This is a genomic window from Enterobacter sp. BIDMC93 (assembly GCF_001037805.1).
GTDB lineage: Bacteria > Pseudomonadota > Gammaproteobacteria > Enterobacterales > Enterobacteriaceae > Enterobacter > Enterobacter hormaechei_C.
The window spans coordinates 28,246-46,965 of record NZ_KQ089962.1; the positions used below are offsets into that span (position 1 = coordinate 28,246).

General features: G+C 57.4%; 16 protein-coding genes. 13 read left to right on the forward strand and 3 right to left on the reverse strand.

Going from position 1 to position 18,720, the window contains the following annotated elements; translation table 11 throughout:
- Positions 1-73: 73 nt before the first annotated feature.
- From alsA to alsK, 4 genes are read left to right on the forward strand one after another with little or no spacing between them, the layout of a single operon-like run.
- Positions 74-1,606 (forward strand): D-allose ABC transporter ATP-binding protein AlsA, encoded by a 1,533-nt coding sequence (alsA, locus tag SK58_RS00150; RefSeq protein WP_017694707.1) that lies wholly within the window; start codon positions 74-76, stop codon positions 1,604-1,606.
- Positions 1,585-2,565, forward strand: a complete 981-nt coding sequence (gene alsC, locus SK58_RS00155) for a D-allose ABC transporter permease (RefSeq protein ID WP_017382644.1) — start codon at positions 1,585-1,587, stop codon at positions 2,563-2,565. Before alsA ends, alsC begins: the two co-directional genes overlap by 22 nt.
- A gap of 10 nt (positions 2,566-2,575) precedes the next feature.
- Complete coding sequence (gene alsE, locus SK58_RS00160; RefSeq protein ID WP_015570210.1) at positions 2,576-3,271, forward strand: D-allulose 6-phosphate 3-epimerase; 696 nt, start codon at positions 2,576-2,578, stop codon at positions 3,269-3,271.
- A complete protein-coding gene (gene alsK / locus SK58_RS00165; protein WP_048219182.1) occupies positions 3,255-4,199 on the forward strand; it encodes an allose kinase in 945 nt (314 codons plus the stop codon). The genes alsE and alsK overlap by 17 nt, the downstream gene beginning before the upstream one ends.
- Here alsK and SK58_RS00170 read toward each other — a convergent pair.
- Positions 4,132-6,429 (reverse strand): hybrid sensor histidine kinase/response regulator, encoded by a 2,298-nt coding sequence (locus SK58_RS00170; protein WP_048219183.1) that lies wholly within the window; start codon positions 6,427-6,429, stop codon positions 4,132-4,134. The genes alsK and SK58_RS00170 overlap by 68 nt on opposite strands.
- 181 nt (positions 6,430-6,610) lie before the next feature.
- On the opposite strand from SK58_RS00170, the gene SK58_RS00175 reads away from it, so the two are divergent.
- The 6 genes from SK58_RS00175 to SK58_RS00200 all read left to right on the forward strand — a co-directional run bounded on the left by SK58_RS00175 (position 6,611) and on the right by SK58_RS00200 (position 12,768).
- Positions 6,611-8,125 carry a sugar ABC transporter ATP-binding protein gene (locus SK58_RS00175; RefSeq protein WP_048219184.1) on the forward strand — a complete coding sequence of 505 codons (1,515 nt, stop codon included), beginning with the start codon at positions 6,611-6,613 and terminating at the stop codon, positions 8,123-8,125.
- Positions 8,126-8,127: 2 nt separating this feature from the next.
- Positions 8,128-9,123, forward strand: coding sequence for an ABC transporter permease subunit (locus tag SK58_RS00180; RefSeq protein ID WP_003860239.1), 996 nt, complete (start codon positions 8,128-8,130; stop codon positions 9,121-9,123).
- 28 nt (positions 9,124-9,151) lie between these two features.
- A complete protein-coding gene (locus tag SK58_RS00185; protein WP_003860240.1) occupies positions 9,152-10,093 on the forward strand; it encodes an ABC transporter substrate-binding protein in 942 nt (313 codons plus the stop codon).
- Positions 10,094-10,191: 98 nt separating this feature from the next.
- On the forward strand, positions 10,192-10,878 hold the full coding sequence (locus SK58_RS00190) for a D-lyxose/D-mannose isomerase (RefSeq protein WP_017382640.1): 687 nt from the start codon (positions 10,192-10,194) through the stop codon (positions 10,876-10,878).
- 10 nt (positions 10,879-10,888) lie between these two features.
- Positions 10,889-11,749, forward strand: a complete 861-nt coding sequence (locus SK58_RS00195; protein ID WP_023295772.1) for a ketose 1,6-bisphosphate aldolase — start codon at positions 10,889-10,891, stop codon at positions 11,747-11,749.
- On the forward strand, positions 11,749-12,768 hold the full coding sequence (locus SK58_RS00200; protein ID WP_023295771.1) for a carbohydrate kinase family protein: 1,020 nt from the start codon (positions 11,749-11,751) through the stop codon (positions 12,766-12,768). The genes SK58_RS00195 and SK58_RS00200 overlap by 1 nt, the downstream gene beginning before the upstream one ends.
- Here the strand turns inward: SK58_RS00200 and SK58_RS00205 are convergent.
- Positions 12,750-13,481, reverse strand: coding sequence for a response regulator (locus tag SK58_RS00205; RefSeq protein ID WP_032104458.1), 732 nt, complete (start codon positions 13,479-13,481; stop codon positions 12,750-12,752). The two genes, SK58_RS00200 and SK58_RS00205, sit on opposite strands and share 19 nt — an antisense overlap.
- Positions 13,482-13,737: 256 nt before the next feature.
- Here SK58_RS00205 and fdhF point away from each other — a divergent pair, with 256 nt between their 5' ends.
- The 3 genes from fdhF to SK58_RS00225 all read left to right on the forward strand — a co-directional run bounded on the left by fdhF (position 13,738) and on the right by SK58_RS00225 (position 17,155).
- Positions 13,738-15,885 (forward strand): formate dehydrogenase subunit alpha, encoded by a 2,148-nt coding sequence (gene fdhF, locus SK58_RS00215; RefSeq protein ID WP_080024796.1) that lies wholly within the window; start codon positions 13,738-13,740, stop codon positions 15,883-15,885.
- A gap of 321 nt (positions 15,886-16,206) precedes the next feature.
- Positions 16,207-16,359 carry a Hok/Gef family protein gene (locus SK58_RS00220; protein WP_023295770.1) on the forward strand — a complete coding sequence of 51 codons (153 nt, stop codon included), beginning with the start codon at positions 16,207-16,209 and terminating at the stop codon, positions 16,357-16,359.
- A gap of 121 nt (positions 16,360-16,480) precedes the next feature.
- A complete protein-coding gene (locus SK58_RS00225; RefSeq protein ID WP_015570200.1) occupies positions 16,481-17,155 on the forward strand; it encodes a tetratricopeptide repeat protein in 675 nt (224 codons plus the stop codon).
- Between the two features lie 80 nt (positions 17,156-17,235).
- On the opposite strand, the gene gltP is transcribed toward SK58_RS00225, so the two are convergent.
- On the reverse strand, positions 17,236-18,549 hold the full coding sequence (gltP, locus tag SK58_RS00230) for a glutamate/aspartate:proton symporter GltP (protein WP_015570199.1): 1,314 nt from the start codon (positions 18,547-18,549) through the stop codon (positions 17,236-17,238).
- Positions 18,550-18,720 lie beyond the last annotated feature (171 nt).

The following is an 18,720-nucleotide window of genomic DNA, read 5'->3' on the forward strand; positions in this document are numbered from 1 at the left end:
AGAACTGTGCGGCTTGATGCCCTCACTCCGGCCCTCTCCCACAGGGAGAGGGTGAACAGAGAAGGAAATAAACATGGTCACGCCATATATCTCGATGGCGGGGATCGGCAAATCCTTTGGTCCGGTTCACGCATTAAAATCGGTTGATTTAACTATATACCCTCATGAGATCCACGCGTTATTAGGGGAGAATGGTGCCGGTAAATCAACCTTAATGAAAGTATTGTCGGGAATTCATGAGCCGACCAAAGGCTCCATTATTATTAATGAAAAGAATTACGACAAATTGGATCATAAACTGGCAGCACAACTGGGCATCGGCATTATATATCAGGAACTCAGCGTTATTGATGAATTAACCGTGCTGGAAAATCTATATATAGGCCGTCACCTGACTAAAAAGGTTTGTGGCATCAGGATTATTGACTGGAAAGAGATGCGCATTCGCGGTGCGATGATGCTCTTACGCGTCGGATTAAAAGTCGATTTAGATGAAAAGGTAGCGAATTTATCCATCAGCCATAAACAGATGCTGGAAATCGCGAAAACCTTAATGCTCGATGCCAAAGTGATCATTATGGATGAACCCACATCTTCATTAACCAATAAAGAGGTGGATTATCTTTTCTTGATCATGAATCAGCTGCGTAAAGAAGGCACCGCCATTGTCTATATCTCGCATAAGCTCGCGGAAATCCGCCGCATCTGCGACCGCTACACGGTAATGAAAGACGGTTCCAGCGTATGCAGTGGCCTGGTGAGTGACGTTTCAAACGACGACATTGTGCGCCTGATGGTCGGCCGCGAACTGCAAAACCGCTTTAACGCCATGAAAGAGAGCACCGGCAACATCGAACGCGACACGGTGTTTGAGGTGAACAACGTCACCAGCCGGGACAAGAAAAAAGTGCGAGATATTTCGTTCAGCGTGAACCGCGGCGAAATACTGGGTTTTGCGGGTCTGGTCGGCTCGGGACGTACCGAACTGATGGACTGTCTCTTCGGCGTGGATAAACGCGCGAGCGGTGAAATTCGCCTCAACGGCAAAACCATCTCCCCGCGTTCGCCTCTGGATGCGTTGAAAAAAGGGATGGCCTACATCACCGAAAGCCGCCGCGAAAATGGCTTTTTCCCTAATTTCTCTATCGCCCAAAACATGGCCGTCAGCCAGAGCCTGAAAAACGGTGGCTATAAAGGGGCCATGGGGCTCTTTCGCGAGCATGAAGAACGCAAGACCGCCGAAGCACAGCGCCAGTTGCTGGCGTTGAAGTGCCATAGCGTAGAGCAAAACATCACCGAACTCTCCGGCGGCAATCAGCAAAAGGTGCTGATTTCTAAATGGCTGTGTTGCAACCCGGACGTCATCATTTTTGATGAACCCACGCGAGGCATCGACGTCGGCGCAAAGGCCGAAATCTACAAGGTGATGCGCCAGCTGGCTGACGAAGGCAAGGTCATCCTGATGGTGTCGTCTGAATTACCTGAAATTATCGCCGTCTGCGACCGCATCGCCGTGTTCTGCGAAGGGCGGCTGACGCAAATCCTGACCAATCGCGACGACATGAGCGAAGAGGAGATCATGGCATGGGCATTACCACAAGAGTGAAAGGCGATATGGCGGAGAAAAAGCCATTTAACTTCGCGCTGTTCTGGGACAAGTACGGTACCTTTTTTATCCTCGCGATTATAGTCGCCATCTTTGGCACGCTGTCATCGGAGTACTTCCTCACCACCAACAACATCACGCAGATTTTTGTCCAGAGCTCGGTAACGGTGCTGATCGGGATGGGCGAATTCTTTGCCATCCTTGTCGCGGGTATTGATCTGTCCGTCGGAGCCATTCTGGCACTCTCCGGCATGGTGACTGCCAAACTGATGCTGGCTGGTGTCGACCCGTTTTTTGCAGCACTGATTGGCGGCGTACTGGTCGGCGGCGCGCTGGGGGCGATCAATGGCTGTCTGGTCAACTGGACCGGGCTACATCCGTTCATTATCACTCTCGGTACTAACGCCATTTTTCGCGGCATCACGCTGGTGATTTCCGATGCTAACTCCGTCTATGGCTTCTCGTTCGATTTTGTAAACTTCTTCGCTGCCAGCGTCCTCGGGATACCCGTACCGGTCATCTTCTCGCTGATCGTCGCGGTGATCCTCTGGTTCCTCACCACCCGTATGCGGCTGGGGCGCAATATCTACGCCCTGGGCGGTAACAAAAACTCGGCGTTCTACTCCGGCATTGACGTGAAGTTTCATATTCTGGTGGTGTTCATTATTTCTGGCGTATGCGCCGGGCTGGCGGGCGTGGTGTCGACCGCGCGTCTGGGCGCAGCGGAGCCGCTGGCCGGGATGGGATTTGAAACATACGCCATCGCCAGCGCCATCATCGGCGGAACCAGCTTCTTCGGCGGTAAAGGCCGCATCTTCTCGGTCGTGATTGGTGGTCTCATCATCGGCACCATCAATAACGGACTCAATATCTTACAGGTACAAACCTACTACCAGCTGGTGGTAATGGGCGGGTTGATTATCGCCGCTGTTGCCCTCGACAGATTGATCAGTAAGTAAGGAAATCACTATGAAAATTTCACCCTCCCTGATGTGTATGGATCTGCTGAAATTCAAAGAACAGATCGAATTTATTGACCAGCACGCGGACTACTTCCATATCGACATCATGGACGGCCACTTTGTGCCTAATCTGACGCTGTCTCCGTTCTTTGTCGGCCAGGTGAAGAAGCTCGCCACCAAACCACTGGACTGTCACCTGATGGTGACTCGCCCGCAGGACTACATAAGCCAGCTGGCGCAGGCCGGAGCAGACTTCATCACACTGCACCCGGAGACCATCAACGGTCAGGCTTTCCGCCTGATTGAAGAGATCCGTCGTCACGGTATGAAGGTGGGACTCATCCTCAACCCGGAAACCCCGGTTGAGGCGATGAAATACTATATTCATAAGGCGGACAAAATCACCGTGATGACCGTCGATCCAGGCTTTGCCGGGCAGCCGTTCATTCCGGAAATGCTGGAGAAAATTGCCGAGCTGAAAGCCTGGCGCGAACGCGAAGGGCTGAGCTATGAGATTGAGATCGATGGCTCATGCAATCAGGCCACCTATAAAAAACTGATGGCCGCCGGCGCAGATGTCTTTATCGTCGGAACGTCTGGTCTGTTCAACCATGCAGAGAATATCGGGGATGCATGGCAGCTTATGGCCGGGCAGATCCTGTCGGCACGAAACGAGGTTGTTCCTCATGCAAAAACAGCCTGATGTCGTCGCCGGAGTGGATATGGGGGCCACTCATATCCGTTTTTGCCTGCAAACGGCCGACGGTGCGGTGTTGCATTGTGAAAAACAGCGCACCGCGGAGGTTATCCGCTCTGGTGTGGTGTGCGGCGTGACGGAAATGATCGCGGCTCAGCTGCGTCATTTACAGGTTCACTGTCGCGGTCTGGTCATGGGCTTTCCGGCACTGGTCGGCAAAGACAAACGCACCATTATTTCGACGCCAAATCTGCCTTTGCAGGCGAATGAGCTCCGCGATCTGGCGGGAAAACTTGAAGATGCGCTAGGCTGCCCGGTCGAATTTTCCCGCGACGTTAACCTTCAGCTTTCGTTTGACGTGGCGCAAAACAATCTCCAGCAGCAAGAGGTTCTGGCGGCCTATCTTGGCACCGGCATGGGATTTGCCATCTGGCTAAACGGTGCTCCATGGACGGGCGCGCACGGCGTAGCGGGCGAGCTCGGGCATATTCCACAGGGGGATATGACGCGGCACTGTGGTTGTGGCAACCCGGGATGTCTGGAAACAGTTTGTTCCGGTATCGCATTGAAACAGTGGTACGAACAGCAGCCCCGCGAGTATGCGATGGGAGATATCTTTTCAGCCGTACCCGATGACCCCTTCGTACAACAACTCCTGAATCATGCAGCCCGCGCCATTGCCACCAGTGTAAATCTGTTCGATCCGGATGCGGTGATCCTCGGTGGCGGCGTAATGGATATGCCTGGCTTTCCGCGCGAAGCGCTGATTGTCGGGATAAAGCAGCATTTGCGCCGCCCGCTGCCGCATGAGTCCGTGAAATTTATCCCTGCCTCGTCGTCGTCTTTTAACGGCGCTCAGGGGGCCGCTACCCTGGCTCGCTGCCGGTTCCTGCCATCACCTTGCGCAGCGCCTGCGCCAGCTGTGCGCGGGTGAACGGTTTTCGCAGTAACTGAACGTCCGGCAGCTGCGGGTTATGCGCCGGGCGCAAATCCTGCCCGCTGATCAGCAGCACCGGCGACTGCGGATAGTGGCTGCGTACATGGCCGATCACCTCCGCGCCGCTCAGGCCGCCCGGCAACATCAGGTCGCTGATAAACATGCCGATATCCGGCGATGCGTCCAGCATGTTCAGCGCCTGCTCGCCGTTTTCGGCTTCAAGCGTCAGGTAGCCAAGCTGGTGCAGTTGCTCGCACAGTGTCTGCCGCACGCCCGCCTCATCTTCCAGGACCAGCACAAGCAGCTCACTCTCTGCCGGGGCCGTGGTCGCCAGCGCGGCATCATCGGAGAACGCGGGCAGCGTCGAGCGCGGCAGCTGGAGCCGCACGGTGGTTCCCTGCCCCGGCGCGCTTTCGATCTCAACGCGACCACCCGACTGGCGCACAAAGCCGTACACCATCGACAGCCCTAACCCGCTGCCGCTGCCGGTCTGTTTGGTGGTGAAGAACGGTTCAAAGACCTGCGATTTCACCTCCTGCGACATCCCGCAGCCGTGGTCAATCACCTCCAGCGCGACCATATCCTGCCTGCGCCCGTCGCTGCGGGTCACACGCTGGTTCCAGGTGCGGATTTTGATCACACCATTTTGCCCCTCCATTGCATCACGGGCGTTCATCACCAGGTTGATAATGGCGTTTTCCAGCTGGCTGACGTCAATCCATGCGGGCCAGGCCGGGGTTTGCGCTTCAATATCCAGCGTCAGCGTGGCGGGAAGCGAGTGCCGCATCAGCTCGCTCAGGTTCTCCAGCAGCGGCTTCATCTCTACCGCATGGGGTTGCAGGGATTGCTTGCGCGAGAAGGCCAGCAGACGCTGGGTGAGCATGGCCCCGCGTTCCGCGGCTTTGAGCGCACGAGTGATGCGCGGCGCGTCCGGTGACGCTGAATCGGTCAGCTCCAGACTGCCGATTATCACCGCCAGCAGGTTATTAAAATCATGCGCCAGCCCGCCCGTCAGTTGCCCAACCGCCTTCATTTTCTGGCTGTGCAGCAGCGCCTCCTCCAGCCCCTGACGTTCGATGCGGTCGACCTCCATCTGCGAGGTCTTCTCCTTCAGCAGCCGCGTGGTGTGCTCCAGCGAAGCGGTATTGCGGGCAAAAACGTTAAACGCGCGCGCCAGTTCCCCCAGCTCATCACGCCGCTGTAGCGCGGGCACCGACACATCCTGCTCGCCGTGAGCGAGGCGCGACATTGCCCTTGAGATAGCCGTCAGGTTGGAGCCCAGATTGCGGTAAATATACCAGCAGGCGCAGCCGGTGATGATCAGCGCCAGCACCGCGAAGACGCTGATAAACACGCTGATGGAGCGCAGCTCCTGGTGGCTTTGGGCGGTACGCAGCCGGGAGGCCTGCGCCACCTGTTCAACGTACTGATTGATGTCGCGGTTTAATATCGCCACCAGCGCCTTGATGTGGAACATGTACCAGCTGATGGACAGATCGCTCTCCTCCAGCTGCTTCGACAGTGGCGCGAGCTTGCGCAGCTCATCATTAAAATCCGGGAGCACCAGGTTGACCACCGGTTGCAGGGCGCTCGCGGGTAACATCGCGGTTACTGCATCCAGCTGCTGCACCGTGGCGCGCGGTGAAGGGGTATCAATGGCGGCAACGATCAGCCTGTCCATCTCTGCAAGCTGCCGGGCGTCTGGCACATTGCTCGCGTAACGGCGGTTGATATCCTGCAAATGACGCAGGTAGCTTTGGCTTTGATACAGCGCGCTGAGCAGCGCGTTACGCTCCAGATGCCGTTTTTGCCCGCGCTCCAGCATTCCCGTCACGCTCTGCTGTAACTCATTGCTCCTGCGAATAATACGCGCCACCAGCGCCGGCTCCTGCTGCGCCAGCGGCGCATCGGCAAGCTGCTCCAGCGAGTGGCGCAGCGCCATCTGCGTCTGTTTCAGCCGTTCAGCTTCGCCTTTGTATTCCAGCGCACCGACCACCTGCGACAGCCGCACCGCCGCCGTCGCCACATTCGCGGTATCACGCGCGAGGTTCATGCTGCCGGTCATGTCATCCAGCGTTTGCTGCTGCACCTGCTCCTGGATCTGGCTGGCATGACGAAAGCCGAGCACCGCCACGCCGCTTACCATCAGCGTTACCGCCACCACCAGCAGGTTAAATATCAGCAGGCGACCGCGGGCGCTGGTGAAGAACGGGGGGCGTGAAGACATGGGTTTGGGCTCCTCTGCGGTTTGGTGCCCTCACCCTGGCCCTCTCCCACAGGGAGAGGGAAAAGGAAAATGTGATGGCGATTAGCTATTCATAACTATGACAAATATGAACAGCTTCTGACATTTTGCATTTACGCACCTGTGATGAAGTGCAGATATCGACATTCACAGGAGATCCGCCATGAGCAGAACCCCGGTTTTAGAGATGCGCCACATTGCCAAGACGTTTGGCATTTTCCACGCGCTAAAGGGTGTGGATTTGACGGTTTTCCCCGGAGAGATCCACGCGCTGATGGGGGAAAACGGCGCCGGAAAAAGCACGCTGATGAAGATCCTCGCAGGCGCTTATACCGCCAGCAGCGGCGACATCCTCATCGACGGTCAGCCGTTTCACATCAAAGGTCCGAAGGATGCGCTGGCCGCAGGCATTACCCTGATTTATCAGGAGATGCAGCTTGCTCCTAACCTGACCGTGGCGGAAAACATTTTTCTCGGCAGCGAGCTGTCGCGCGGCGGGCTGGTCCAGCGCAAAGAGATGGCAGCCCAGGCGCAGGCGGTCATTGACCGTCTGGGCGCGCAGTTCAGTGCCACCGACCTGGTCATGAAGCTGACCATCGCCGAGCAACAGCAGGTGGAGATCGCCCGCGCGCTGCACCGCAACAGCCGCATTCTGGTGATGGATGAACCCACCGCCGCCCTCTCTTCGCGCGAAACGCACCGCCTGTTTGAACTGATTTTGCGCCTGCGCGATGAAGGGATGGCGATTATCTACATCAGCCACCGCATGGCGGAAGTGTATGAGCTTTCCGATCGCGTCAGCGTCCTGCGCGACGGGCAGTACGTCGGCAGCCTGACGCGCGACAAGCTGAATGCCTCTGAGTTGGTGCGCATGATGGTGGGCCGCCCGCTCAGCGATCTGTTTAACAAAGAGCGCGATATTCCGCTCGGCAGCCCGCGTCTGAACGTGCACCACCTGACAGATGGCAAAAAAGTGCTGCCGTGCAGTTTGCAGGTTCGCTCCGGTGAAATCGTCGGGCTGGCGGGGCTGGTCGGGGCCGGTCGCTCCGAGCTGGCGCAGCTGATCTTCGGCGTGCGCAAAGCCACCGGCGGCATGATCGAGGTCGACGGCGAACCGGTGGTGATCCACTCCCCGCGCGCGGCCATTGAAAACGGCATCGGTTTTCTTACCGAGAACCGCAAGGAGCAGGGGCTGTTTCTGGAGCTGGCGGCGCAGGAGAACATCACCATGGCGACGCTGGAGCGCGACGCCACCTTCGGCTGGCTGAACCGCAAAAAAGCGCAGTCTATTTCCGATGACGCCATCGCCCTGCTCAATATCCGCGTGCCGCATTCTCAGGTGCGCGCGGGCGGGCTCTCCGGCGGCAACCAGCAAAAGCTGCTGATCTCCCGCTGGGTGGCGATTGGCCCGCGCATTCTGATTCTGGACGAACCTACGCGCGGCGTGGACGTCGGCGCGAAAAGCGAGATCTACCGCATCATGAACCAGATGGCGCGCAAAGGGGTGGCGATTCTGATGATCTCCAGCGAGCTGCCGGAAGTGGTGGGCATGAGCGACCGGGTGTACGTGATGCGGGAAGGCAGCATCGCGGGTGAACTCCACGGACGCGACATCTCTCAGGAAAACATTATGACGCTGGCAACCGGCGTGAACGACACACATCATCAGGCGGTGTAATTATGACAACTCCAACCCATCCGCAGCAGGTGGCGAAATCCGCCTCCGCCAAAAAAATGCTGATGAGCGATCTGATGCAAACGATCGGCATTTTGCCAATTTTAATCCTGATTGTGGCGGTATTTGGCTTTATCGCCCCGAACTTTTTCACCGAGAGCAACCTGCTGAATATTACCCGGCAGGCGTCGATCAACATCGTGCTGGCGGCGGGGATGACCTTCATCATCCTGACCGGCGGGATTGACCTCTCTGTGGGCTCGATTCTGGGCACTACGGCGGTAGCGGCGATGGTGGTCTCGCTTATCCCGGAATTTGCGATGCTCTCCATTCCGGCGGCGCTGATGCTCGGTATGGTGCTGGGGCTGTTCAACGGCGCGCTGGTGGCCTTTGCCGGGCTGCCGCCGTTTATCGTCACCCTCGGCACCTATACGGCACTGCGCGGCGCGGCGTATCTGCTGGCGGACGGCACGACGGTCATTAACTCCAACATTAACTTCGAGTGGATCGGCAACAACTACCTCGGCCCGATTCCGTGGCTGGTGGTGATCGCCCTGGCGGTGATTGTGGTGTGCTGGTTTATTCTGCGTCGCACAACCCTCGGCGTTCACATCTATGCGGTCGGCGGCAATATGCAGGCGGCACGCTTAACCGGCATCAAGGTCTGGCTGGTGCTGCTGTTTGTCTACGGCATGAGCGGCCTGCTCTCGGGATTAGGCGGCGTGATGAGCGCCTCGCGCCTCTACAGCGCCAACGGCAACCTCGGCACGGGGTACGAGCTGGATGCGATTGCGGCGGTGATCCTCGGCGGAACCAGCTTCGTCGGCGGGATCGGCACGATCACCGGCACGCTGGTCGGTGCATTGATCATCGCCACCCTCAACAACGGCATGACGCTGATGGGCGTCTCCTACTTCTGGCAGCTGGTGATCAAAGGGGCGGTGATCATCATAGCGGTGCTGATCGACAAATACCGTACCCGACACCATCAAAGTGCATAACAACAATACCCTACGTGAGGAATACAGCATGAGATTGAAGCCCTTAGTGACCGCGCTCTGTGCTGGCGCGCTGCTGGCCGCAACCCCGTTTGCGCAGGCAAAAGATCTGAAGTCCATCGGCGTGACGGTGGGCGACCTGGCTAACCCGTTCTTCGTGCAGATCACCAAAGGCGCCGAGCTGGAAGCGCGCAAGCTGGCGGGAGATAACGTCAAGGTGACGCTGGTCTCCAGCGGGTACGATCTGGGCCAGCAGGTATCGCAGATCGATAACTTCATTGCGGCGAAAGTGGACATGATCATCCTCAACGCCGCGGATTCCAAAGGGATCGGCCCGGCGGTAAAACGCGCCAAAGAGGCAGGGATCGTGGTCGTGGCGGTTGACGTGGCGGCGGAAGGGGCTGATGCGACCATCACCTCCGATAACACCCAGGCGGGGGAGATGGCCTGTAAGTACATAACCGACCGCCTGAAAGGTAAAGGCAACGTGGTGATCATCAACGGGCCGCCGGTTTCTGCGGTACAAAACCGCGTGGAGGGCTGCCAGACCGAGTTCAGGCGCCACCCGGATATCAAAGTGCTCTCGGATAATCAGAACGCCAAAGGCAGCCGCGAAGGCGGACTGGAGGTCATGACCTCCCTGCTGGCGGCCAATCCGAAGATCGACGGCGTATTCGCAATTAACGATCCGACGGCGATCGGTGCCGATCTGGCGGCGAAACAGGCTCAACGTAATGAGTTCTTTATCGTTGGCGTGGATGGCAGCCCGGACGGTGAAGAAGCTCTGAAGCGCGAAAACTCCCTGTTTGTGGCGACGCCGGCGCAGGATCCGCAGGTGATGGCGGCGAAGGCGGTGGAGATCGGCTATGACATTCTTCAGGGCAAACCTGCGCCGAAAGAGCCTGTGCTGATCCCGGTGACGATGATCGATAAAAAGAACGTCGGCACGTATAAGGGGTGGACGGTTAAGTAACCCCGGTGCGGCCTGATGCCCTCACCCTAACCCTCTCCCCCTCTCCCTTGAGGGAGAGGGCCGGGGTGAGGGGGTGGCATAAAACGCAAGGAGTCCCCATGAAACGCTCCGACATCAATGAAATCCTCGGCCACACGCGGCAGTTCTTCTCCATGCACGACGTGCATCTCCCGCCGTTTGCCAGCTTTCCGCCAACAAAATGGCAGCAGCTTGACCAGGCCGCCTGGCAGGAGGTGTTCGACCTCAGGCTCGGCTGGGACGTGACGGCGTTTGGCGGCAACCACTTTGCCGCACAGGGGCTGACGCTGTTCACCCTGCGCAACGGCTCCCCCAACGGCGTGCCTTATGAGAAGTGCTATGCCGAAAAAATCATGCACGTGCGCGACGGCCAGGTGACGCCGATGCATTTCCACTGGCGCAAGCGGGAGGACATCATCAACCGCGGCGGCGGGAATCTGATTATTGAGTTATGGAATGCGGGCGCGCATGAGGAGACCGAAAACACCGACGTGATCGTCACGATAGACGGCTGTCGGCAGACGCACGCGCCCGGCAGCCAGCTGCGCCTCACGCCAGGGGAGAGCATCTGCCTGACGCCCGGCCTGTACCACAGTTTCTGGGGTGAACGCGGCTTTGGCGACGTGCTGGTGGGCGAAGTGTCGTCGGTCAATGACGATGAACACGACAACCACTTTTTACAGCCCATCGATCGCTACAACACCATCGAAGAAGACGAACCGGCGGTGCTGGTGCTGTGCAACGAGTACAACCTGTTTCGGATATAAGGAGTGAATGATGCCATTGATTTCTCTTGCCGACGGTCTGGCCCACGCCAGAGAACACCGCTACGCCCTGGGCGCGTTCAACGTTCTCGACTCCCATTTTCTGCGCGCGCTGTTTGCCGCCGCGAAGCAGGAACGCTCGCCGTTTATCATCAACATCGCGGAAGTGCATTTTAAGTACGTGTCTCTGGAGTCGCTTGTTGAAGCGGTGAAGTTCGAAGCCGCCCGTCACGATATTCCCGTGGTGCTTAACCTCGACCACGGGCTGCATTTTGAGGCCGTCGTGCGCGCCCTGCGCTTAGGGTTCAGCTCGGTGATGTTCGACGGCTCGACGCTGAGCTATGAGGAAAATATCCGCCAGACCCGGGAAGTGGTGAAGATGTGCCACGCGGTGGGCGTCTCGGTGGAGGCGGAGCTGGGCGCGGTCGGCGGAGATGAAGGCGGCGCGCTGTATGGGCATGCGGATGAAGCGTTCTTTACCGACCCACAGCTGGCGCGCGAGTTTGTCGATTTAACCGGTATCGACGCGCTGGCGGTCGCCATTGGCAACGCGCACGGCAAATACAAGGGCGAGCCGAAGCTTGATTTCCCGCGTCTGGACGCCATTCGCCAGCAGACGGGCCTGCCGCTGGTTTTACACGGCGGCTCCGGGATTAGCGATGCCGACTTCCGCCGCGCTATCGAGCTGGGCATTCATAAAATCAATTTTTATACCGGCATGTCGCAGGCCGCGCTCGCCGCCGTTGAGCAGCGCATGGCGAACCGCCAGCCGCTGTACGATGAGTTTGCCGAACTGCTGCTGGGCATTGAAGAGGCCATTACCGATACGGTCGCGGAGCAGATGCGCATCTTCGGCAGCGCGGGGCAGGCATAATGGAACGCAAAGGGATTATCGCCGCAGGCAACATGCTGGTGGATCACGTCCACCAGATCGTACAGTGGCCGGAGCGCGGCTGGCTGGCGGAAATCACCCACAGTGAGCGCTCAACCGGCGGTGCGCCGCTCAACGTTCTGCTGACGCTGGCGAAAATGCACGTCGGCCTGCCGTTACAGGCGGTGGGGCTGATTGGGGAAGACAGCGACGGAGACTATATTCTGGCGATGCTCGACCAGTATCACGTCAATCGCCAGCGCGTGCAGCGCACGACGTTCGCCCCAACGTCGATGTCGCAGGTAATGACCGACCCCAGCGGACAGCGCACCTTTTTTCACTCGCCGGGCGCCAACCGCCTGCTGGATCTTCCCGCCTTCGATCGTTTAGACGGATCGCTGAAGATCTTCCATCTCGGCTATCTGCTGCTGCTCGACAGCCTGGACATGCCGGACGAGGAGTTTGGCACCCGCAGCGCGCGGTTACTGGCACAGATGCGCGATCAGGGGTATGAAACCTCGCTCGATCTGGTCTCCCGCAAGGGCGATCCGCGCTATCAGCCGCTGGTGCTCCCTGCCCTGCGTCATCTTGATTATCTGGTGATTAACGAGCTGGAAGCCGGTGAGTTTAGCGGGCTTGAGATCCGCGACGGTCATGGTGCGCTGAACATGGTCCATATCGCCGACGCTGCCGCACAGCTGCTGGCGGCAGGCGTGCGGCAGCGGGTGGTGATCCACTGTCCGGAAGGGGCATGGGGTGAAGCGCCGGGTGAAAAAGGGCAATGGGTTCCGTCGTGGAAGCTGACGCAGGACGAGATTATCGGCAGCGTCGGTGCGGGCGACGCGTTTTGCGCAGGCTTTTTATACGGTTGCCATGAATCGCTGTCGCTTACCGAGAGTATTTATCTGGCGCATGCCTGCGCGCGGGCCAGCCTGCTGGCGGCCAATGCGATTGACGGCGCGAAAACGCTGGCCGAGCTTCAGGCGTTTATTCAGGAGAACGGTCAGGCGGCTTTCTCATGATGGGAAACGTCCGTGGCAAAAACATAGCCCAGACCGCGAATGGTTTTGATCAGCAAAGGCTGGTGCGGATTGACCTCAATTTTACGCCGTAGCCGCATGATCAACACGTCGATAGTGCGGTCAAAGACCTCGGCGCTTTCGCTGTGGGTCAGCTCCAGCAGCTGTTCACGGCTCAGTACCCGGCGGGCGTTTTGCGTTAATGCCAGCAGCAGGCCGTATTCGCCCTGGGTTAATGGCACGGTATTACGCTGCGGATCGCTCAGCTCGCAGCGGGTGGTGTCCAGCGTCCAGCCGTTAAAGGCAATACCTTCAACGCGCGGCGCGGCAGGCTCCGCGTCCAGCGCGCCGGTACGACGCAGCACCGCCTTAACGCGGGCGACCACCACGCGCGGATTGAACGGTTTTCCGATGTAATCATCGGCGCCCATTTCCAGCCCGACGACCACATCTGATTCACTTCCCAGCCCCGTCAGCATCACCACCGGTAGCGATGGTCGCTGCTTTTGCAGTTGCAGCAAAACCTGTAATCCGTTGATATCCGGCAGCATCATGTCCAGCAGAACCAGCGCAATGCCGGGATCCTGCTGGACACGGTTCACCGCGTCCTGACCGGTGTGACACGTCAGCACGGTAAAGACGTGCTCGCTGAGCACATCCTGTAGCAGTTCGCAGACTGCGACATCATCATCAACCACCAGAATCGCCGGTTTCATCGCATGCTTCCGTCAGGGAATTATGTTAAGTCTGAACCATTCTGCCGCCGGCTCCAGCCGAATTGTTTTTTACGTGACGGAAATTCAATCCATGTCACATCCCCTGCCCTTTCGACACGTCAATTTTGACGATTGGCTGTTTTTCGTCAGGGTTTTGCCCCGCAAAGGGCCGTAAAGTCAGGAAATACCCATAGTAAAAACATGGCATAGAAGCTGCATATTGGGCAGGTAAGAACTGTTTAACTGGAGCAAAGTGATGAAAAAAGTCGTCACGGTTTGCCCTTATTGTGCCTCAGGTTGCAAGATCCACCTGGTGGTCGATAACGGCAAAATCGTCCGGGCGGAAGCGGCGCAGGGTAAAACCAATCAGGGCACGCTGTGCCTGAAAGGGTACTACGGCTGGGATTTTATTAACGATACCCAAATCCTCACGCCGCGCCTGAAAACCCCTATGATCCGCCGCGAGCGCGGCGGCAAGCTGGAAGCCGTCTCCTGGAATGAAGCGCTGGATTACGTCGCCACGCGCCTCAGCGCCATCAAGGCCAAGTATGGCCCGGATGCGATTCAGACCACCGGCTCCTCACGCGGAACCGGGAATGAAACCAACTATGTGATGCAAAAATTCGCGCGCGCCGTTATTGGTACCAATAACGTCGACTGCTGCGCTCGCGTCTGACACGGCCCATCGGTTGCAGGTCTGCACCAGTCGGTCGGTAACGGCGCAATGAGTAATGCCATCAATGAGATAGATAACACCGATCTGGTGTTCATCTTCGGCTATAACCCGGCGGATTCTCACCCTATCGTCGCGAATCACGTTATTCGCGCCAAACAGAACGGGGCGAAAATCATCGTCTGCGATCCGCGTAAAATTGAAACCGCGCGCATTGCGGATATGCACATCGCACTGAAAAACGGCTCGAACATCGCGCTGTTGAATGCGATGGGGCATGTCATTATTGAGGAGAACCTCTACGACCAGGCGTTTGTCGCGAGCCGTACGGAAGGGTTTGAAGAGTATCGCAAGATTGTCGAAGGCTATACGCCGGAGTCAGTAGAGGCGATAACCGGCGTCAGCGCGCAGGAGATCCGCCAGGCGGCGCGGATGTACGCCGGAGCGAAAACCGCCGCCATTCTGTGGGGCATGGGCGTGACCCAGTTCTACCAGGGCGTGGAAACCGTGCGCTCGCTCACCAGCCTCGCCATGCTGACCGGCAATCTGGGTAAAGCGCATGTGGGCGTGAACCCGGTGCGTGGTCAGAATAACGTGCAGGGTGCGTGTGATATGGGCGCGCTGCCGGACACCTATCCGGGCTACCAGTACGTCAAATTCCCGGAAAACCGCGAGAAGTTTGCGAAGGCCTGGGGCGTGGAAAGTCTGCCGGCACACACCGGATACCGCATCAGCGAGCTGCCGCACCGCGCGGCGCACGGTGAAGTACGTGCGGCCTACATCATGGGTGAAGATCCGCTCCAGACCGACGCCGAACTGTCTGCGGTGCGCAAAGGCTTTGAGGATCTGGAGCTGGTGATTGTTCAGGATATCTTTATGACCAAAACCGCGGCGGCGGCGGATGTGATTCTGCCGTCGACCTCCTGGGGCGAGCATGAAGGTGTCTATACGGCGGCAGACCGCGGCTTCCAGCGCTTCTTCAAGGCCGTCGAGCCGAAGTGGGATCTGAAAACGGACTGGCAGATCATCAGCGAAATCGCCACCCGCATGGGCTACCCGATGCACTACAACAACACCCAGGAGATCTGGGACGAGTTGCGGCATCTGTGCCCGGACTTTTATGGGGCAACCTATGAAAAAATGGGTGAGCTGGGCTACATCCAGTGGCCGTGCCGGGATGAATCAGAATCCGATCAGGGGACGTCATACCTCTTTAAAGAGAAGTTCGACACCCCGAACGGGCTGGCGCAGTTCTTCACCTGCGACTGGGTCGCGCCGATCGATAAGCTCACCGACGAGTATCCGATGGTGCTCTCCACCGTGCGTGAAGTGGGCCACTACTCCTGCCGCTCCATGACCGGCAACTGCGCCGCGCTGGCGGCGCTGGCGGATGAACCGGGCTACGCGCAGATCAACACCGCCGATGCCGAACGGCTCGGTATTGAAGATGAAGCGCTGGTGTGGGTGAACTCGCGTAAGGGCCGCATCATTACCCGCGCGCAGGTCAGCGACCGTCCAAACAAAGGGGCAGTCTATATGACCTACCAGTGGTGGATTGGCGCCTGTAACGAGCTGGTGACGGAGAACTTAAGCCCGATAACCAAAACGCCGGAGTATAAATACTGCGCCGTAAACGTGGAGCCAATAGCGGATCAACACGCTGCGGAACAGTATGTGATCGACGAATATAACAAGCTGAAAGCCCGCCTGCGCGAAAGCGCAATGGGATGAAGCCGTTAATTAATCGCTGACTAAATGGGGTGAGATATTCACCCCATTATTATTTCTGGCATCGCTATTAATTACATCTATATATATTTCTGAAGATGTCTCGCAGAAAAAATGTAATTTGCACGAAAATTAATTACATCTTTGCATTTTAATTCAGCGAGATAAGATATGCGGCGGGTGCTTAAGACTTTCTGTCTTGAGCATTGTTGAGGGACAGAAAGTGGAAAGCCCCGGGAAATTTGCATTTACCCGAGGCTACCCCTCAACAACCAACAGGTTGAGAGTAGCCTCTTATTCTTTTTTTCACAAGGAGTAAAAGGCATGACGCCATTAAAAACTACGTTAGGCATCGTCTTTATTATTTGCCTGACGATAGTGATCTTTACCTTTATTACTCGCGATAAGTTATGTGAGTTTTCAATAAAGAGTGAACATCAGGAGGTGGCGGCGAAATTAGCCTGTAACGCAGGCTAACCTCTTCGGGCGGAACGCGTGTTCCGCCCGGCTTGTGGGATGCTGAGGTCTTAACGCACCCGTTTTTTTCTTCTGTCGCCGCGATTATACTGCGCGGCGTGTACCCAGATGATAAGAATCCATGAAAACCCTTTTTCTGATGTTGTTATTTTTAACCGCGTTTGCCCATGCCGATGAGATAGGCAGCCAGTATAAAAAGCAGGCTGAAGCGGGCGATGCGCGCGCGCAGTATTATCTTGCCGATACCTGGTTCAGTTCCGGTGACAGCGCGCAGGCGGCGCTGTGGGCGGAAAAAGCGGCAAAAGGCGGTGATGTCGACGCCATGGCGCTGCTGTCGCAAATCCACTTTTCGCAGGGTGACTATGCGCAGGCTAAAGCCCTGGCCCAGCAGGCAAACATTGCGGGCAGCAAACGCGGCGCGATCATGCTGGCGCGGGTGCTGGTGAACACGCAGGCGGGCAAAACCGACTACCCGCAGGCCATCGCACTGCTGCAATCGGCGACCGAAGACATCGATAGCGACTCGGCGGTAGACGCGCAACAGCTGCTGGGGCTGATCTATGCCAACGGCGTTGAAGTCCCTCAGGATGACGTGCAGGCCGCGTCGTGGTTCAAGCGGAGTTCGGCTCTGTCCCGGACGGGCTATGCGGAGTACTGGGCAGGAATGCTGTTCAGGCAGGGTGAGAAAGGCTTTATCACACCGAATAAACAGAAAGCGCTTTACTGGTTAAACCTGAGCTGTACCGAAGGGTTTGATACCGGGTGTGAAGAGTTTGATGCGTTAAGCGGGGAGTAACGTGCCGGGTGGCGGCTTCGCCTTACCCGGCCTACAAAACCCGTAGGCCCGGTAAGCGCAGCGCCACCGGGCTTAGGATGTTACTGGTCAGCCGTTTTATCAAAACGACCCAGCACCTCGCGTTCATACGCCAGCGCTTTTTTACGGTCGAACTTGTGTTCCCACTTGGAGATTACCAGCACTGCCAGCGCATTACCCACCACGTTCAGCGCGGTACGCGCCATGTCGAGGATACGGTCCACACCGGCAATAAATGCAAGACCTTCCAGCGGAATACCCACGCTGCCCAGCGTCGCCAGCAGCACCACGAAGGAGACGCCCGGCACGCCTGCGATGCCTTTGGACGTCACCATCAGCGTCAGAACCAGCACGATCTCCTGCCACAGCGACAGGTCAATGCCGTACAGCTGCGCGATAAAGATCGCCGCAATACTCTGATACAGCGTCGAACCATCTAGGTTAAAGGAGTAACCCGTTGGCACCACGAAGCTGGTAATGGACGCTGGCGCACCGTAGGCCTCCATCTTCTCAATGATACGCGGCAGTACGCTCTCGGAGCTTGCCGTGGAGTACGCCAGAATCAGCTCATCTTTCAGGATGCGGATCAGGATCCAGATGCTGAGCCCGCACAGGCGCGCCACAATGCCCAGCACCACCAGCGCGAAGAACAGAATCGCGAAGTGCACCAGAATCACCAGCTTCGCCAGCGGCCACAGGGAGGCAAAGCCGAAGTTCGCTACGGTCACCGCAATCAGCGCGAATACCCCGACCGGCGCATAGCGCATCACCATGTGGGTGACTTTGAACATGGTTTCGGAGACAGATCGGAACACGGTCACCAGCGGTTCACGGTGCGTCGCGGGCAGGGAAGAAAGCCCCAGACCAAACAGCACCGAGAAGAAGATGATCGGCAGCATCTCGCCCTTCGCCATGGACGCGATAATGTTGGTCGGCACCAGCGACAGGATAGTCCCCATCAGCCCATGCGAATGGCTCTGCACATCGGCGGTTGTGCTTTGGTATTTCGAAATATCCACCGTCGCCAGCTGCGACATATCGATCCCGGCACCAGGCTGGAACACGTTCGCCAGGGTGATGCCAAGTACGATGGCAACCGTGGTGATCACTTCGAAATAGAGAATGGTTTTAACGCCGATACGGCCTAACTGTTTCGCATCACCGACACCCGCGATACCGACCACCAGCGTCGAGATCACAATCGGCACAACAATCATCTTGATCAGATGAATAAAGATATCGCCCGCAGGCGAGAGAAGGTTCGCAATCAGCCACTCGCGGCTGTCGCTATGATAATGGAGGTAACTGCCCAGCAAGATGCCCAGCACAAGGGCCAGCAGGATCTGCCAGGCCAGGCTGACTTTCAAATTTTTCATAGAAACTGACTTCCTCAATGAAATCTCCGTACCATCAAAACTGCATGAATATGGAGACATACTGAAAGGGTATGAATTGTGTTGCGTTGGTTTATGGGATTTTTTAACGCGCCGTATGAGTATCATTTGCACGGCATGCTGCGCAAGCCTTAAAGAACAAGGCATTTCACT

Coding starts and splice junctions, on each gene's coding strand:
- alsA (WP_017694707.1), top strand. CDS start 74: ATGGTCACGCCATATATCTCGATGGCGGGGATCGGCAAATCCTTTGGT.
- gltP (WP_015570199.1), bottom strand. CDS start 18,549: ATGAAAAATTTGAAAGTCAGCCTGGCCTGGCAGATCCTGCTGGCCCTT.
- SK58_RS00190 (WP_017382640.1), top strand. CDS start 10,192: ATGAAACGCTCCGACATCAATGAAATCCTCGGCCACACGCGGCAGTTC.
- SK58_RS00200 (WP_023295771.1), top strand. CDS start 11,749: ATGGAACGCAAAGGGATTATCGCCGCAGGCAACATGCTGGTGGATCAC.
- alsK (WP_048219182.1), top strand. CDS start 3,255: ATGCAAAAACAGCCTGATGTCGTCGCCGGAGTGGATATGGGGGCCACT.
- SK58_RS00170 (WP_048219183.1), bottom strand. CDS start 6,429: ATGTCTTCACGCCCCCCGTTCTTCACCAGCGCCCGCGGTCGCCTGCTG.
- SK58_RS00225 (WP_015570200.1), top strand. CDS start 16,481: ATGAAAACCCTTTTTCTGATGTTGTTATTTTTAACCGCGTTTGCCCAT.
- SK58_RS00185 (WP_003860240.1), top strand. CDS start 9,152: ATGAGATTGAAGCCCTTAGTGACCGCGCTCTGTGCTGGCGCGCTGCTG.
- SK58_RS00175 (WP_048219184.1), top strand. CDS start 6,611: ATGAGCAGAACCCCGGTTTTAGAGATGCGCCACATTGCCAAGACGTTT.
- SK58_RS00195 (WP_023295772.1), top strand. CDS start 10,889: ATGCCATTGATTTCTCTTGCCGACGGTCTGGCCCACGCCAGAGAACAC.
- SK58_RS00220 (WP_023295770.1), top strand. CDS start 16,207: ATGACGCCATTAAAAACTACGTTAGGCATCGTCTTTATTATTTGCCTG.
- alsC (WP_017382644.1), top strand. CDS start 1,585: ATGGGCATTACCACAAGAGTGAAAGGCGATATGGCGGAGAAAAAGCCA.
- SK58_RS00180 (WP_003860239.1), top strand. CDS start 8,128: ATGACAACTCCAACCCATCCGCAGCAGGTGGCGAAATCCGCCTCCGCC.
- SK58_RS00205 (WP_032104458.1), bottom strand. CDS start 13,481: ATGAAACCGGCGATTCTGGTGGTTGATGATGATGTCGCAGTCTGCGAA.
- alsE (WP_015570210.1), top strand. CDS start 2,576: ATGAAAATTTCACCCTCCCTGATGTGTATGGATCTGCTGAAATTCAAA.